Source organism: Mycobacterium sp. NGS45, from assembly GCF_059812645.1.
Genome location: NZ_JCALDB010000008.1, coordinates 55,288 through 71,100, shown reverse-complemented (window position 1 = coordinate 71,100; position 15,813 = coordinate 55,288). Strand labels below are relative to the sequence as shown.

Here is a 15,813-nt window from a genome sequence, read left to right as displayed (position 1 = left end):
TGAATGTGATTGCAGCAGAATGGAAATGAAAGGGTTACCTCGCACCGGGTTAGGCGGTGCGCTCAGTGTTGAAGGGGTCGGGTCCGCGCAGCAGCGCCGGCGGCGGCACCGCGGCGACTGCCGGGGTGTCACCGGCTTCGGTGCCGGCGACTAGAATGCCTTTAACGGTGCGATACCGCGGATCGCCCACCTCCAGAGCGCGAGCGCAGGCAGCGTCCAGGCGCGGGGCGCCGTAGCGATCACGCAACGCGATGATGCCCTGGATCGCGCGCAGCCGATGGATGGCATTGACCTGCGACAGTTCAGCCACGATCGCCACGACACCGGGACCGATCTGCTCGGCCTGGCTGCGGCACCAGGTCACCGTGCGCAGCGTGTGGGCGACCTTGTGCGGCGGGTAGTGCTCGAAGCTCGTCGAGCGCCCGCACAGATGCAGGACGTGGGTGGCCACCACCGCGTCGTCGTGGAAGATCTGCACCACGTCGCCGGCGGCGCGGACGGTGACTTTCTGGCCCAGCAGCCGCCACGGCACCGAGTAGAACGCTTTCCCGGAGCGGACGTGACAGTCCGGAGCCACCGTACCGACGGTATAGACGACAGGCTCAAACGCTCTGCGCGGCAACGACATCAACGCCTCACGCTCCACGGCATCAAACACCGATGCCGGGGTAGCGCCGTCGAGACCGCGGTGCTTATGCAGCCCGTAGACCTCCGTCGACCAGCGCAGCCCCTCACGCTGCATCTGGGCCACCGACTCGAACTGGCGGCCAGCCCAGAACGAGTCCCGAATGTAGGGCATGGGCCGCTCGACGCGTGGTTTGGCTTTCGGTTTGTTGGCCCGCGCGGGGTCGATCAGGGTGCCGTAGAACGCCGCCAACTCTCCGTAGGCCGGGTTGATCAGCGGGTCATACAGATCCGGACGAATCACCCCGGTCTTGAGGTTGTCACACACCAGCCGGGCCGGGACGCCGCCGAAGAACTCGAACGCCGCGACATGCGAGGCGTTCCACGACCGCTGATCCATCCTCAACACCGGCTGGATGAACAATGCCCTCGAGCACGACAGGACCATCGCGAACACCCACACCGCGACGCGGCGGCCCGTCGCCGGATCGAGCCACATCCCAACTTGCCGTAGTCGATCTGGGCTTCGCTGCCCGGATCGACCGCACCCCGGGGCACGGTCACCTTCTCTTCGAGGTGCTGCTCAGCGAATGTCGTTGCGATATAACGCCGTACCGTCGACTCCGAAACATCCACGCCGCGGTCATCGCGCAGACGTTGGGCGATGGTGGCCACCGTGACCGGCACGTCGAGTTGCTCGGCGATCCAGCCCCGATGCACCGCGATCTGATCCCAGGTCAGCGCACGCACGCTCGGATCGATCAACTCGGGAAACCACCGCCCGATCCGTTCCCGCCACAACTGCTCATCGAAAGGCTCCTGTGGCGCGGGCTCCAAGCCCTCGGCGACCGCCGGTGCCACATACTTGCGGATGGTTTTGCGGTCGATACCCAACGCCTCATAGATCTGCACCTGGGATCGGCAGGCATGCCAATGCCGGAACATCTCCACAAAGTCGGTCACGTTCCACGATCTCCTCGCCAACTCAAGCCCCTTCCAAGGCGCCGGGCGGGGCTCTTGAACGGAGCGAACCTGAGCAGCACCCCAACCCCGACCAGACACGCCCCAAGGGGTGGGGAATTACGTGACAGCGGGTGAGGAAATACGTGACAGACAACCCCTCACACCTGGGGAATTACGTGACCGCTGACAGGGCCCGCTGCGCGAGTATTACGAGCGCTTCTCCTGGGACACCGACGATTCCGCGCAATGGGTGACTGCGTTGTGCTGGCCGGTTTTTCGGGCCGACGCATGAGTGCACTGCAGGGTCGGCGCGCCGTGGTCACCGGCGGCACCAAGGGCACAGGCGCCGCGGTCGTGGGTCGGTTGCGATCGGCCGGTGCGCACGTGACGGCGGTGGCCCGCCAGCGTCCCGCCGATGACGACCTGGCCGCCGACGATTTCATCGCCGCCGACCTGACTTCGGCAGCGGGCGTCGCGGCGGTGGCTGCCCACGTGCGCGACAGCGGCGGCGCGCAGATCCTGGTTCACGTCGCAGGCGGATCCGACGCGCCGTCGGGTGGTTTCGCCGCGCTGACCGATCAGGACTGGGCCCGTGAGATCGACCTCAACCTGCTGGCCGCGGTCCGCTTGGACCGTGCGCTGCTGCCGATGATGACCGCAGCGGGTTCCGGCGCAGTCGTACACATTGGATCGATCCAGAGTCGCATGCCGCTGTATGACGGCACCCTTGGGTACGCCGCGGCCAAGGCCGGGTTGCGCGCCTACAGCAAGGGCCTCGCTAACGAGTTGGCGCCCAAAGGCATTCGCGTCAACACTGTGTCACCAGGGTTCATCCAGACCAGCGCAGCCGACGCTCTCATCGACCGGATCGCCGCAGCTCGTGACGGAAGCCGCGATGCGGCAGTGGAATCGCTGCTGTCCGCTCTTGGCGGAATCCCCCTTGGCCGGCCTGCCCGGCCCAGTGAAGTCGCCGAGGTGGTGGGATTTCTGGTGTCCGATGCCGCGTCCTCGATCGTGGGTGTGGATGTGGTGGTCGACGGCGGCACAGTGCCGACGGTGTAGGCGGCAACGAAGTGCGTGCCCGCGACCGATTGACCGGCGTCAATGTGGACGCCCGCGACGATGTGATCTCGGGTGGCGGTGATCGATGAAGCCCTCAATCCTCCTCACGCAGAATGCCGAGGAAGGTCCGTTCAGGCCGGCCGGCGGCAGTCCACTCGTCGTAGCTGCGCTGGGCCAAGCCGTAGACCATCGTCAGTTCGGTGCCGGTGCGCCGGTTGACCGCCATCTGGACGAGTTCGGGAGCCGGATTCATGGCTTCGCGCATCGGATAGTCGATGGCCGGCACGAATCCGGCGCTCATCGGAATGTTGACCCAGATGCCCTCGAATGCGCGGCGGAAGGTCTCCCCGATGTAGTAGACGAAACGCATTGTGGCGTGGATGTTCTCCGGACCAAACGCGACCCGGTGGTCGGGGTAGAGTTCGAGCAGCTTTGCTTCGACGACAGCCAGGCTGTCATTGGTGAAAATCTGGTCGCGAACCTGGGGCAGGTCGGACATGACGAACTCGATCTCTGCCGCTGCTTCCTGCATCTGGAGCCAACTCTGGAACATCGCATCGGACTGCGCTTCCCGGAACGCCTTGGTCAGCTGGATAGGCACGTATTCGAAGGCCTTGGACATGAATTTCGTCATCCTCCTACGGGACACGCGAGCGACTCTCAATGGATATCGGTGCTGCCTGGTTACCTCGTCAAGTGCTTCGAGTTCGCGGGCCCTTTCGCGGATGGTTGCCGCTCATGTTCCAGTACCGTAGCGACCCGTTTTCCAGCGACACCCGGCCACAGCCAACCAGTCCAGCATGGCAAGACAGGCACCTTCAAGGTTTCCTACGACGGGTCTTCACGCGGCCTCGAGGGGGAAGCGCGAGGTGATCTCGCGCGATCGCTGGCCTGCGCGCTCGAACTCAGCGACGACGGCTGCCAACGTCTCCTCTGCGACGGCAATGGTCCCCTCCTTGGCGACGTGATTCCCCATCAGACTCGGCTTTGTCGAATCCTGGCGCTGAACGTGACCCATCCACCCCGCTACTGCTGAGTCGCGTAGATTGCTTGGGGATCAAACCCAAATATCGAACGCAACATTCAACGAAGGTCATCATGCCCGAGGACGAAAACCCAGACGTTCCACCGAATCACCTCTCCATCGATCCGCGCAGCCCCTTCTACGACGAAGCGGTACTCAGCCGCGACGTGGGTATTCGATTCAATGGCGTTGAGACGACCAATGTTCACGAATACAACGTCGCCGAGGGTTGGGTGCGCATCGAAGTCCCAACCGCGAAGGATCGCCGCGGAAATCCGATGGTCGTCAAGCGCAGCGGCACGGTTGAACCCTATTTCCGCGTAGCCAACTAGCGGACTTCCCTGGGGTACTCGGACGCCTGTCAACCGGTCACCGAGGATCTGCTAGGGCTTCACAGCCCGCGCGTAGTTGACGAGCTGTGTCGGGTCATTGCCGCCGTGCGGCGCAATCTAGGTCTCAACAATTCCTACTGGCCAGGCGGCGCAGGCAGGTCCATGGTGGCGAGCCGGGCCGGATCGAGAAGTGCGACCACATCGGTGATCTTTCCGTCCCGCACGGTGCACGCCATCAGACCGAGCGGCTTACCGCTCCGGCTCCAGGCCAGGATGCCCGGCTCCCCGTTGACCAGGACGCGGCGTGCGATCCCGGCCGCGCGCACGCCGCGCTCGGCCGCCGCGATCACCTCGGTCGCACCGAGTTTCACGACCACACCGCGGGGCGTGTAGGTGCGCCACGTGATCTGCGGGTCGAGCACCCGCAACAGACCCTCGAAGTCCCCGCTGCGTGCGGCCGCCAGAAACGCGTCGACCACCTCGCGCTGTTGGCGTCGATCCACGTTCGGCTCGGGGTGGCCACGGACCTTCCGGCGTGCTCGGCTGGCGAGCATCTTCGTCGCGTCGGTGGTCTTGCCGAGGATCTGTGCAATCTCGGCGAACGGGACACCGAAGGTGTCGTGCAGGACGAACGCCAAGCGCTCGTCGGGGCCCAACGAGTCCAGCACCACCAGCAGCGCAAGGCCGACCGAATCCGCAAGAGTCGCACGCTGCTCAGGTCCGTCGTCGTCCTCGGTGACGACGGCGTCCGGCAGGTGCTCCCCGTACTGGGTCTCGGGCCGCGCACCACGCGCGCGCAGCACGTCGATGCAGACCCGGCCGACGACGGTGGTCAGCCACCCGGGCAGGCTGTCGATCGCGCCGGAGTCCTGACGGGAGAGCCGCAGCCAGGCTTCCTGGACTGCGTCCTCGGCGTCGACCGTCGACCCGAGCATGCGGTGGGCCAGTGCGACAAGTCGGTGCCGCTCGGCGTTGAACGCCGCGGCCAGATCGGTGTCGGTCGTCATCGTTGGTTACCTTTCCGCGCCCGCATCCGTCATAGGTATGACGAGCCCGATGGGGCTGACGTAACCGCGAAAGGAGATTTTCGTGAATATCGCATTGTGGATCCTCACCGTCTTCCTGGCTGTCGCCTTCCTGATCGGGGGAGCGGCCCAGGCCTTCATGACGAAGGACAAGTACCGAGGGCTCGGTGCCAATCAGCATTGGGTCGACGACTTCAGTGCCGGTCACCTCAAGGCTATCGGCGTGATCAAGATGATTGGCGCCATCGGTTTGCTGCTGCCGGCGTTGACGGGCATCGCGCCGATCCTCTCTCCGCTGGCTGCGTGCGGGCTGGCGCTGTTCATGGCGGGCGCGGCGACCACCCGCTTCCGGCGCAGTGAGTGGGGTTATCTGGTCGGTGACGTGGTCTTCATCGGCCTGTTCGCGTTCGTGGCGTGGGGACGGTTCGCCCTCGAGCCGTTCATGTGACGCAACAGGTCATCGGCGTCCCCGACGCGCACTACGGTGAAGAACTCATGGCCTGCAGGCCGAATTCTACTGTCTCGCAATGACAGTAACTCCGTCGACGACGCGACGGATGATACGCACGGGAGGTCGAGCCATAGCGAGTTCTCGCGTCCGCCTCTAGAGCTCGACGAGGTGAGTCGTTACCGATGCCGCTAGCCCTGCGGTCCGCGAACGCCGAGCACAGGTTGCCTGTGCCCGCTCTTGTGGAACTCCGGGCACCACGGAGAATGTCCGTCCTTGTCTCGCCACACGAGCTGCAGAGCGCGCACCTCGGGGCCGTACAACTCGACCGCCAGTCCCATATGAGCGTCCGGCGTTGCCACCGCGACGAACTCGGCGTGCCAGCCGTCCGCTAGTTGCATCGTGTCGCCGGGAGCGGGTACCCGCTCCCGGATCAGGTAGTCAGCGACGGCGTTGAGGAGGCGCATCGACCGATCGGGTGACAGGCCGGTCACCAGCAGTTCGGGTAGACCGGCCGGATGTAGTCCGATGGTGTAGGCGAACGGGGTCCGGTCGTCCTCGACGAACTGCACGGCCCAGCCGTGTTTGAGGATCTTCCTTCGGAGTTCGTCGTGATAGTCGGCCCGGGAGGCCTCGGGATGGTCGCATAGCCAGCACACGGTAGATCCCTTCTGACGGCTTTATTGGGTTCGTGTACTCAGCGTCCTCCGAGGGTCCGACACGTCGTTCCGTCGCGACGACCACCTGGTCGATCCCCGGCTGCCGCCGGCCTGCTCCCACGACCAAACGGGTGGCGGAACGATGCTGAGGTTTGGCGCCATCGTCCTTCCGGACACGGCACCGGGTCATACACTGGCCGAGTGAACCTCGGCGAGGCCATTGTCAGCGCAGCAAAGACTCCGATCCGAGTCGGTCTCGCGATGGCCGACGCCGGGATCGCCGTGGCGTCCGTCGTCGTCGGGGCGGTGCGGCAGTCCCTGGGCGAGGACGACGCGACGCCGGCCGACCCGATCACCGAGCTGTTCCCGCTGCGCGGCGCGGTCATAGGTGCCAACCGCGTTGCCGAATTCACCGAAGGCGACCGGGCGCTGGGGCGGGCGCTGGTCCGCGGCGGTCCCGCCGACAAGTTGATGCGTTCCGGCGGGGTGGTCGACATGTTGACTGCACCGGGCGGTCTGCTCGATCGGGTATCCGGTGAAGGCCGGTCCTCGTTGGAGCGGATCCTGGCGCCCGGCGGCCTGCTGGACCGGCTGCTCGCCGAGGACGGGCCGGTGGAGCGCATGTTCGTCGAGGACGGCATCGTCGAGCGGTTGCTTGCCGAGGACGGCATCATCGACAAGCTGCTGGCCAAGAACGGACCGCTCGAACAGCTCACCGAGAGCGCCGAAATCCTGAGTCGGCTCGGACCGTCGGTGGAGAAATTGACGCCCACCGCTGACACCCTCGAGTCCGCGGTCGACACGCTCAACCGGATGGTCAGCTCGTTGAGCAGCCTCACCGAACGCATTCCGCGGCGTCGGTCGTCACGCTCGGCTGCAAACCCGAAGCGCAACGGCGACCAGGACGCCGTCGAGGAAGACGGTTGAGCTTCAGCTGCCGGCCCAGCTAGCGCTCAGCTGGCGCCCGCGGCGATGGCGTCATCGACTTCGACGGCTCGCGCTGCCATCTCGGCGTGCGCCTTCTCCAGCGATTCGGCTTGGTCCTCGTCGGCTTTCATCAGCGCTTCGATGTCGGAGCCCGCGAGGTCCAGGACACCCATGTCGGAGAACGCCTTCTGCACCTTGTCGCCCCACAAACCGATGTCCTTGACGATCGGCACGATCCGGCTGAAGAGATGTGAACGGAACTGGATCATCAGCGGCGAGGTGTCGACCCACTCGGCGCATTCCTTGACGTTGAGTCCGAGGGTTTCGAACACTTCCTCACCGCGGAACCGGTCGCGCATCAGGTAGCAGGCGTCCACGACGAACTCTTCGCGTTCGTCGCGCTCGGCCTCGGTCAGCGCAGAGTAGTAGTCCTTCAACGAGATTCGGCCGAAGGCCACATGCCGGGCTTCGTCCTGCATGACGTAGGCGAGCAGTTGTTTGGCCAGTGAGTCCGGTGCAGCCATATCGCGCAGCACCCCGAAGGCCGCGAGGGCGAGCCCTTCGATGAGAACCTGCATGCCGAGGTAGGGCATGTCCCACCGCGAGTCACGCAGGGTGTCCTCCAACAGCGCGGTCAGGTGCGTGTTGATCGGGTAGACCAGCTGGGCCTTCTCCTCGAGGAAACGAGAGAACACCTCGACGTGCCGCGCCTCGTCCATGGTTTGGGTGGCCGCATAGAACTTCGCGTCCAGGTCCGGGACCACCTCGACGATCTTGGCCGCACACACCATCGCGCCCTGCTCGCCATGCAGAAACTGGGAGAACTGCCAGGCCTGAAAGTGTTGGCGCATCTCGGAGCGGCTCTTTTGGTCGCCCGCTTCCCAGGCCGGACTGCCGAACAACGGGGTGAACTCGTCGGGCAAGCCGATCGGGTTCGTGGGGTCGACCTCCTGGGACCAGTCGATGCGCAACTGGCCGTCCCACTGCTTGTCCTTGCCTTTTTGGTACAACGACAGCAGCCGGGCGCGTCCCTCGTCGTATTCCCAGGTGAAACGCGCATCGCCAGCGCTGGGCATCGCCAGCGAGAAGGGCTCCGGTACCTCGGTGTACTTGGTCTTGGTGGTCATGGAACCGCCCCCGATCGGATTATGTGACGCAGATCATATTCCGCCTCGCTGGCGGGCGTCGTCAACCCCGAAGCTGGTTCAGTCGATGCCGAGCGCGCCGGCCAGTCTCGGTGGAATCTTGGGGTGTTCGAAATCGGGATACCAACGCGTGACGATGTCGCGCAACGCCACCTCGGCCTCGAGCTGGCAGGCTACGGCCAGGACCCCGGCGAGGGAACGAAACAGCAGAGCGTGCTCTGGCGGAATGGTGAGCACGGCGCCACCGAGAAAGTCTTGACCTCGCGCCAGACCGGGGATTCGGGGCGCGAGGTCTCGCAGCCAGGGCCTACTGAACCGGAATCGTTGTGCTAGTAGAGGTTCAGCGAATGGGCCGAAGTAGGACAGCACGTCTTCGGGGGTCACCTCGGCGTTCGAGTCGCTGAACCCCACCGCGGCGAGAGCGTTCGCCAACTCGGAGAGCACCAATGCTTGCAGCTCGTGGTCCGTGATGTCGGCCAGCTGTATGGAGTCGGCAAGTTCAGCCAACCGGATGTGGTCCAGGAACACCAACGCGGACGCGTGCGCCGTGGCGACGGCACCGAAGTCCAACACTGCGAGCCGGCCGTCGGGCGTCAGCTGGTAGTTGCCGGCGTGCGGATCGGCGTGCAGCAACCCCAGCCGGGACAGGGACGCTCCGCAGAAATCGAACAGCAGGCTGGCAGCGCGGTCCTTGAGGTACTGATCGTCGCCGCCGATCAGCGATGAAAAGGATTGACCGGTAACCCATTCAGTGATCAGCACCTTGGGTGCTGAAGCCACCACCTGGGGAATGAGGAACTCGGTGTCGTCGGCGAACGCGGTGGCGAACGTGCGCTGATTGTCGGCTTCGCGGCGGTAGTCGAGTTCCTCGGCCATCCGGTCGGAGAGTTCCTCGATCACCGACTGCACAGCCAGGCCGGGAAACAGCGGCTCGATCAACCGACTGAACCGACCGAGTTGGCGCAGATCGGACATCAGCGCAGTGTCGGCGCCGGGATACTGGACTTTGACTGCGACGGGCCGGCCGTCGTGCCACACCGCGCGGTGTACCTGGCCGATGCTGGCGGCCGCAATCGGCACGTCGTCGAATTCGGCGAACCGCTCGCGCCACCGCGTACCCAACTGGCGGTCCAACACTCGATGGATTCGTTCGGCGGCGATGGGCGGTGCCGACGCCTGCAGTCGCGTCAACGCCTGCCGGTACGGCTGTGCGTATTGCTCGGGGATGGCCGCCTCGTAGATGCTCATCGCCTGGCCGAACTTCATGGCCGCGCCCTTGAGTTCACCCAGCACGGCGAAGATCTGCTCGGCGGTGCGCGCGGACCATTGCTGGGCAATCAACTCGGCGTCGGCTCCGCCCAGACGTTTGACCCGACCTAGCGCCGCTCTTCCCGCAGCGCCGACCGACAGCCCCGCGATTTTCGCGCCACGACCGAGAGTGCGGCGCGGAATTTCCGCCACGGGCTTCATAGTTGCACACACCGCGGCCGAACGCCGTGGATGCGACCTGCCGCTTTGAGCGAGTGTCTCGACCCACTGAACGGGGGCGGTGGCGCCGCGACGTCGCCGATCCCACTGCGCAGAAAGTCTTCGGCGCGCGACCCTGCGCCACAGCCGGTTTCGCTAGCCTGGCGACCGAGGCGAAATGATGGCAACCCGTAAGACGACGTCGACCAGACGCAAGACGACCACGGCACGACGCAAGTCGGCCACACGTCGGCGCAGCACGTCGGCCTGGCCGGGACTAGCGCTGGCCGCGGCAGGAACTCAACTCGCGTGGGATTCCAACAGGTCATCGCCATGCGGCTGCTCAAGTTGGCAGCCGGTGGCGCGGCGGCTCAGCGCGAGGCCGTGCTGATGGTCAGCGAAAAGGTGAAGGCGCTGACCGACAGCCAGATCGCGATCGCGTCGGCCGCCGCTACCGGCAAGAGTGACCGGGCCACCAAGCAAGCGGTCAGCATCTATCAGCGCCGCGTGTCTGCCAACAAGAGGCGGCTGCGCAAGGGCTGACCCGTCCGGTCAGATCTTGCCGCCCGGGAACATCGTCCTGACCGTCTGCGTCAGGGTCTCGCGCGCCGCCGCTTCGCTGGTCGGTTGCAGTGAACTGATCGCCATCACGTAGCGACGGTCGGCTCCGATCACGCCGGTGGAGACGTGCAACTGGTTGCCGCCGTTCCAGCAGCAGAACCAGCCCTGCTTGACCGCGACCCGCTCGCCGGAGAGTCCGTCGGGGATGCCGAACCGCTGCGGGTAGCCGTCGAGACCGGTCGGGGTGAACCTGGCCAGGTTGCCGATGATGAAGTCGGCCTTCTCGGCCGGCAGGCCGCCGCCGCCGTTCAACAGCATGTCGTAGTACCGGACCAGATCGTTGGCGGTGCTCGTCGTGACGTCCCAGTGCCCGTTCCACGGTGCCGACGTGCCGGACAGCCGGTACCGGGCAACGATTCGCTCGATCGCCGCGTTCTGCCCGCTCTGGTCCCAAAAGGTCTGGGCCGCACCGTCGTCCGAGGAGCGCAGCATCAAGCCCAGTGCGTCGAGGTCGGCGGCCGACAAGGTGATCTTGCCTTCCGCCTCCTGCAGCAGCAGGTCATCGGCGATGAACACCTTGACCACCGACGCGATCGGGAACGGCGTGTCGGCTCCGCTGGAGACGGCTTGCCCGGTGTTGCGGTCCAGCACGGCGACGCTGACGTCGGCGCCGGATTCGGCGGCGGCGGCGGTGGCTTGACGGACGCGGGCGTCGGCGTCGACCAGTGGTGCCTCGGGCATCGGTGACACTGGGGCTTGGGGAGCGGCCACGGTTGCCTGCGCTGCATCCTCTGGAGGTGCGCCGTCGGCCCGGGCTGCGCAACCACTGACGAGCAGTGTTGCCACGCAGAACGTCGCCATCCCGCCGATCATCGACCGGCGCTGCTGCCGCCGCATAGGTCTCCTCCGAAGTGCTTCCCAGGGGGACGGCTCAAAGCGCCCTTCGCCGGTCGTCCGCCGGTTCGGGTTGTTCCCTGTGCCGACTAAGACTAAACGGCTTCCGCGTCACCACGAACTCCTGCCCTGGGTGCCCGTTCTTGCGTTCGACGACGGCGATCATCGACCCCGGACATGAACACTTGAGTCGATAGTCGAAGGCGGCGGTCCTGCCAGGCCGGCGACATACCCGGGGCACACCCCGAAACCATCGTTACAGTCCGGAGACAAAATGTAACCGGTGTGGCAGTGTGGACGAATGACGGGAGAACCGTCGGCGAGAACCGCGTACACCTTCTGCCGCACCTGCCTGGCCTCGTGTGGGCTCGAGGTCACCGTGGTGGGCAACCGGGTGCACAAGATTTCTGCGGACAAGCAGAACCCGCACAGTTGGCAGGACTTCTGTGCCAAGGGCCGCAACGCGCACCAAACGGTGCAGCACCCGCGCCGCATCCTGCGGCCGATGCGCCGGGTCGGGGACTCCTACGTCGAGGAATCGTGGGAGGTGGCGGTCCGCGACATCGCGGATCGGATGAACGCCCTGATCGACGCCGACGGCCCCGACGCGATCGGTGCCTACTACGGCAACCCGTCCGGGCATTCGTCGTCGAACGTGGTGTTCATGAACGCCTGGATGGACGCGGTGGGGACCGGCAGTCGCTACGCGGTCGGCTCGGTGGACCAGAACGCCGTGCACGTGGTCGCCGAAGCCATGTACGGCTCATCATTGATGATCCCGGTGTCCGACGTCGACCACTGCGACTACTTCTTGCTGGTCGGCGCCAATCCTGCGGTGAGCGCCTGGAATTGGCTCGAAACCGTGCCCGCGGGCTGGCGCCGCGCGCTGCGCCGCCAGCAGGCCGGCGCGCGCATCGTGGTCGTCGATCCGATGCGCACCGAGTCCGCCGACAAGGCCGACCTGCACCTGGCGGTGCGTCCCGGCACCGACTGGGCGCTGCTGCTGGCGATCTTGAAAGTGATCCTGACCGAAGGTCTCGGACATCGCCGGGACTGCATCGAGTTGGCGTCTGGCGTCGACGATCTGCGTCGACTCGTTGCCGACGCCGACCTCGAAGACCTGGCCTCCCGCTGCGGGATCGAGCCCGACGTGATCGAAACGGTCGCACGGGATTTCGCCGGCGCCGAACGTGCCATGGTGGTGACCCGAACGGGTGTCTCCCTGCATGCCGGTGGCACGGTGGGTGAATGGTTGGGCCAGGTGCTCAACGTGGTGACCGGCCGGATGGATCGTCCGGGCGGGCGGCGGTTCGAGCCCGGCTACTTCGACGCGCTCAAACTGGCCGAACTGGCCTCGACCAAACCGCACCTCAGTCGGGTTGCCGGCCGCCCGATGGTGGCCGGTGCGCATGCGCTGGCGGAGTTGCCCGACGAGATCACCACTCCCGGGCCGGGGCAGATCAAGGCGATGCTGATCAACTGCGGCAACCCGGTGGTCTCGGGGCCCGACGGTGCGAAACTCGACCGCGCGTTCGCTCAGCTCGACCTGTTGGTCGTCATCGACCTGGTACAACGCGAAAGCCATCGGCACGCGCACTGGTTGCTGCCGGCGGTGCACTGGCTCGAACGCGACGACCTGCTGGCGTTCACCAGCAACATGCACGACGAACCGTTCGTGCAGTACGGCGCCAAAGTGGTGTCCCCGCCGCCGCAGGCCCGCCAGGAATGGCAGATCTTCACCGACCTGGCACTCGCCATGCGCCGACCACTGTTCGGCATCAAAGGCCTCAACGCGTTCATCAAGGCGACGCGGCGACTCGCCGCGATCACGGGCCGGCCGGCGTTGGCCTTCGGGCCGCACTGGATCGACCGGCTGGTGGTCAAGATGTCGAGAAGGGTGAACGGCCGAAAGCTCACCTGGCGTGACCTGCTCGACCACCCGCATGGCCTGGTCCTCGGCCCACCCGAATACGGGCACTTCAAGGCAGCGCTACGCACCGACGACAGATTGGTCCATGCCGCACCGCCCGAGTTCCTGGAGCGCACCCGGCAATTGCTGGCCGAACCGATACCAACTGCGCCAGAAGGGTTCCCGTTCGAACTCGGCAACCGGCGAAACCGGCACTCGATGAACTCGTGGCTCAACGAGTTGCCCGGTCTGCACCGTTCAGGCAAACGCAGTGAGGTGGTCATCAACACCGCCGACGCCGAGGCGCTCGGCATCGGCGAAGGTGACCAGGTGCGGGTGTTCTCGGCCGTCGGGGAACTGCGCCTGTCAGCGACCCTGTCCGATCGGCCGCGCCGCGGTTTGGTGCTCATCGACCACGGCTGGGGCTCCCGCGTCTTCGATCCCCGAGGCGGCGCCGCACCGGAATCGTTCGGCGTCAACCGCAACCTGCTGGTGGACGGCCGACGGATCGACCCGCTCTCGCAGACCGCCACGCTCGGCTCGTGCTACGTCGGGATCGAACGGATCTGAGCCGACGAGCGGACGCGTCATCCGTGAGGAACCTCCTCGGCGACCGGTGCACCCCGCTCGAACCGCTAGGACGCCGGGACGACGTCCGCGCCGGAACCCGTGATCGACGCCTTCGCGCGGTTTTCCGCGCGCACGGCCCGCTTACCGCGCACGTAGCCAGTCGCCGAAATGGTCGCCGCCAGCAGCGCGTCCTCACCCTTGATGAACGGATGGAACCCGACCCCGGCTCCACCGCGGCCCTTCACCGGGATGTCGGCGACTTCGGTGACCTTCCAACTCTTTTCGGCAATCGACAAGATGGCCTCACCGTTGCCGCAGGACACCGGCAGCGCGGCGACCACTTCGTCGCCGTCGGCGCCGAGCTTCACCCCCGCCACCCCGTTGCCGGCCACGCCCTGCGGGTTCACCGACTCGGGATCGATGCGCAGGATCTTGCCGCGCCGGGTCACCAGCGCCAGGTGGTAGCCCGGCGGCAACACACCCGAGGCGAACAGGCCGGTGATGTCCGGGGCCACCGGGATGTCGCGGATCTTGAACGGCAGCCCGTTGCCGGTGGTGAACTTGATCCGGCCGTCGGTCCACACCGCCCAGCCCAGCCCTGAGGTGAGCAACTCGCCGTGGCTGTCGGAGAACACGCCGCGGTCATCCAGCCGCCAGGCTGTGTTTACCTTCTTCTCGCGCGGGCCGTCCTGCTCGGCGCTGACCACCGGGGAGGCCTCGAAGTCCAGCACGGTGCGGCGGTCGAACTCCGGACCTTTGAACAGCTTCGCGGTCTCCACCAGCTCCTGGTCGATGACCTTCTTGCGGGCCTCCGGGTCGCCGACCAGTTCGGTGAGCGCGGCGAACTCGGCGTCCAGCCTTTCGGCTTCTTTCTGCAGCTCGATCACGTCGAGTCTGGTGAGCCGTCGAAGTTGCAGCGCCAGAACGTAATCGGCCTGCACCGCATCGATGCCGAACCGCTCCTGCAGTCCCTGGCGGGCGTCGTCGACGGTGTCGGAGCCACGGATCACCGCCACTGCGGCATCGATGTCTAGGTGGATGGTCATCAGGCCGGCCACCAGGTGGCGGCGCGCGGTGACCTTCTCCAGTCGGTACTCACTGCGGTGCAACACGACCGAATCGCGCAGCGACAGGAAGGCCCGGATCAACTCCCGCACCGACCACCAGCGCGGCACCCGATTCTCGTCGAGCGCCACCAGGCTGGCCGCGAACGTGGACTCCAACGGAGTCAAAGCCAGCAACTGCTCGCGGATCTGTTCGGCGCTGTGGCCGCGCTTGGCAGTGACGACGATGCGCAGACCGTTGCGCCGGTCGGTCAGATCCGACATGTCCGCCACGCCCGACAGTTCACCGGATTCGACCAGCGCCCGGATCCGGTCCTGCACGGTGTTGCTGGCGACCCCGGGCGGAAGTTCGGTGATGATGCAGTTCTTGCCCTCCACACCGATCGTGCCGCGCACCGTGAAATGCCCACGGCCGGTGGTGATGTACTCACGCAGGCCGGCCGTCCCGACGACGCTGGCTCCGGACCCCCAATCGGGCCCGGGAATGAGTTTGACCAACCGGTCATCGGTCATGTTGGGGGTCTTCAACAGGGCGCGGCATGCGGCCAGCACTTCGCGCGGGTTGTGCGCGGGCACCTTGGTGGCCCACCCTTCGGCGATGCCGACCGCACCGTTGCACAGCAGTACCGGCCACTGGGCCGGCAGCATCACCGGTTCGGTCCACTCGCCGTCGAAGGTGTCGACCATCGGCACCGCGTGGTCGTCGAGTTCGGCAGTCAGCGCCGCACCCGGAGCCGACAACCGCATCTCGGTGTAGCGGTCCGCGGCCGGGATGTCGCCCTGAATGCGGGGGAATGCACCTTGTCCGTCAATGACCTTGACGCGTTGGAACTCCGCGGCCATCAGTGCTGCGGCCCCGTACATCGATGCGCCACCGTGGGGGTGCAGGTTGCCGGTCACCGCAGAGCAGATCTTCGAGGACTTCTGCGGTTTGTTGCCGGGCAGCAGTTTCGACTCGTGCATCTGGTAGAGCAGACGCCGCTGACCGGGCTTGAGTCCGTCGTACGCCGACGGGATGGCGCGGTCGCTGACGCTGTAGAGCGCGAACGTCAGCTGGTACTGATTCCAGTAGTCATCGGCGCTCTGGTCGAGCACCAGGTCCGGGTTCTGCTCCGGAACATCCAGGGTGGCAGTCACAG

The 15,813-nt window shown here is 66.0% G+C and carries 13 protein-coding genes and 1 pseudogene; 6 read left to right on the top strand and 8 right to left on the bottom strand.

Annotated features, from left to right (window positions below; genetic code table 11):
- Nucleotides 1–49 precede the first annotated feature (49 nt).
- Nucleotides 50–1,587: pseudogene (istA, locus tag AC5Y3P_RS09390) on the bottom strand (IS21 family transposase).
- A 246-nt stretch (nt 1,588–1,833) separates the two neighbouring features.
- Here istA and AC5Y3P_RS09385 point away from each other — a divergent pair.
- Nucleotides 1,834–2,649: an SDR family oxidoreductase gene (locus AC5Y3P_RS09385; protein ID WP_500045636.1), complete on the top strand. Its 816-nt coding sequence runs from the start codon at nt 1,834–1,836 to the stop codon at nt 2,647–2,649.
- 94 nt (nt 2,650–2,743) lie between these two features.
- On the opposite strand, the gene AC5Y3P_RS09380 is transcribed toward AC5Y3P_RS09385, so the two are convergent.
- Nucleotides 2,744–3,271 (bottom strand): hypothetical protein, encoded by a 528-nt coding sequence (locus AC5Y3P_RS09380; protein ID WP_500045635.1) that lies wholly within the window; start codon nt 3,269–3,271, stop codon nt 2,744–2,746.
- Between the two features lie 476 nt (nt 3,272–3,747).
- Here AC5Y3P_RS09380 and AC5Y3P_RS09375 point away from each other — a divergent pair, with 476 nt between their 5' ends.
- A complete protein-coding gene (locus tag AC5Y3P_RS09375; protein ID WP_500045634.1) occupies nt 3,748–4,005 on the top strand; it encodes a DUF3297 family protein in 258 nt (85 codons plus the stop codon).
- A 134-nt stretch (nt 4,006–4,139) separates the two neighbouring features.
- Here the strand turns inward: AC5Y3P_RS09375 and AC5Y3P_RS09370 are convergent, their stop codons facing one another.
- Nucleotides 4,140–5,012 carry a sigma-70 family RNA polymerase sigma factor gene (locus AC5Y3P_RS09370; protein ID WP_500045633.1) on the bottom strand — a complete coding sequence of 291 codons (873 nt, stop codon included), beginning with the start codon at nt 5,010–5,012 and terminating at the stop codon, nt 4,140–4,142.
- An 82-nt stretch (nt 5,013–5,094) separates the two neighbouring features.
- Between AC5Y3P_RS09370 and AC5Y3P_RS09365 the strand changes: the two genes are divergently transcribed.
- Complete coding sequence (locus AC5Y3P_RS09365; protein WP_500045632.1) at nt 5,095–5,478, top strand: DoxX family protein; 384 nt, start codon at nt 5,095–5,097, stop codon at nt 5,476–5,478.
- 191 nt (nt 5,479–5,669) lie between these two features.
- Here the strand turns inward: AC5Y3P_RS09365 and AC5Y3P_RS09360 are convergent, their stop codons facing one another.
- Entirely contained in the window at nt 5,670–6,137 is a 468-nt protein-coding gene (locus tag AC5Y3P_RS09360; RefSeq protein ID WP_500045631.1) for a DUF4262 domain-containing protein, read from the bottom strand.
- A gap of 201 nt (nt 6,138–6,338) precedes the next feature.
- Here AC5Y3P_RS09360 and AC5Y3P_RS09355 point away from each other — a divergent pair, with 201 nt between their 5' ends.
- Nucleotides 6,339–7,064, top strand: coding sequence for a hypothetical protein (locus tag AC5Y3P_RS09355; RefSeq protein WP_500045630.1), 726 nt, complete (start codon nt 6,339–6,341; stop codon nt 7,062–7,064).
- A 26-nt stretch (nt 7,065–7,090) separates the two neighbouring features.
- Here the strand turns inward: AC5Y3P_RS09355 and AC5Y3P_RS09350 are convergent, their stop codons facing one another.
- Entirely contained in the window at nt 7,091–8,191 is a 1,101-nt protein-coding gene (locus AC5Y3P_RS09350; protein WP_500045629.1) for a ferritin-like domain-containing protein, read from the bottom strand.
- A gap of 78 nt (nt 8,192–8,269) precedes the next feature.
- Nucleotides 8,270–9,670 carry an ABC1 kinase family protein gene (locus tag AC5Y3P_RS09345; RefSeq protein WP_500045628.1) on the bottom strand — a complete coding sequence of 467 codons (1,401 nt, stop codon included), beginning with the start codon at nt 9,668–9,670 and terminating at the stop codon, nt 8,270–8,272.
- 339 nt (nt 9,671–10,009) lie between these two features.
- On the opposite strand from AC5Y3P_RS09345, the gene AC5Y3P_RS09340 reads away from it, so the two are divergent.
- Complete coding sequence (locus AC5Y3P_RS09340; protein WP_500045627.1) at nt 10,010–10,219, top strand: hypothetical protein; 210 nt, start codon at nt 10,010–10,012, stop codon at nt 10,217–10,219.
- A 9-nt stretch (nt 10,220–10,228) separates the two neighbouring features.
- On the opposite strand, the gene AC5Y3P_RS09335 is transcribed toward AC5Y3P_RS09340, so the two are convergent.
- Nucleotides 10,229–11,134 (bottom strand): serine hydrolase, encoded by a 906-nt coding sequence (locus AC5Y3P_RS09335; protein ID WP_500045626.1) that lies wholly within the window; start codon nt 11,132–11,134, stop codon nt 10,229–10,231.
- Between the two features lie 298 nt (nt 11,135–11,432).
- Between AC5Y3P_RS09335 and AC5Y3P_RS09330 the strand changes: the two genes are divergently transcribed.
- Nucleotides 11,433–13,610 (top strand): molybdopterin-containing oxidoreductase family protein, encoded by a 2,178-nt coding sequence (locus AC5Y3P_RS09330; protein ID WP_500045625.1) that lies wholly within the window; start codon nt 11,433–11,435, stop codon nt 13,608–13,610.
- A 65-nt stretch (nt 13,611–13,675) separates the two neighbouring features.
- On the opposite strand, the gene AC5Y3P_RS09325 is transcribed toward AC5Y3P_RS09330, so the two are convergent.
- Nucleotides 13,676–15,811, bottom strand: a complete 2,136-nt coding sequence (locus AC5Y3P_RS09325) for a DNA gyrase subunit A (RefSeq protein WP_500045624.1) — start codon at nt 15,809–15,811, stop codon at nt 13,676–13,678.
- Nucleotides 15,812–15,813: the final 2 nt, after the last annotated feature.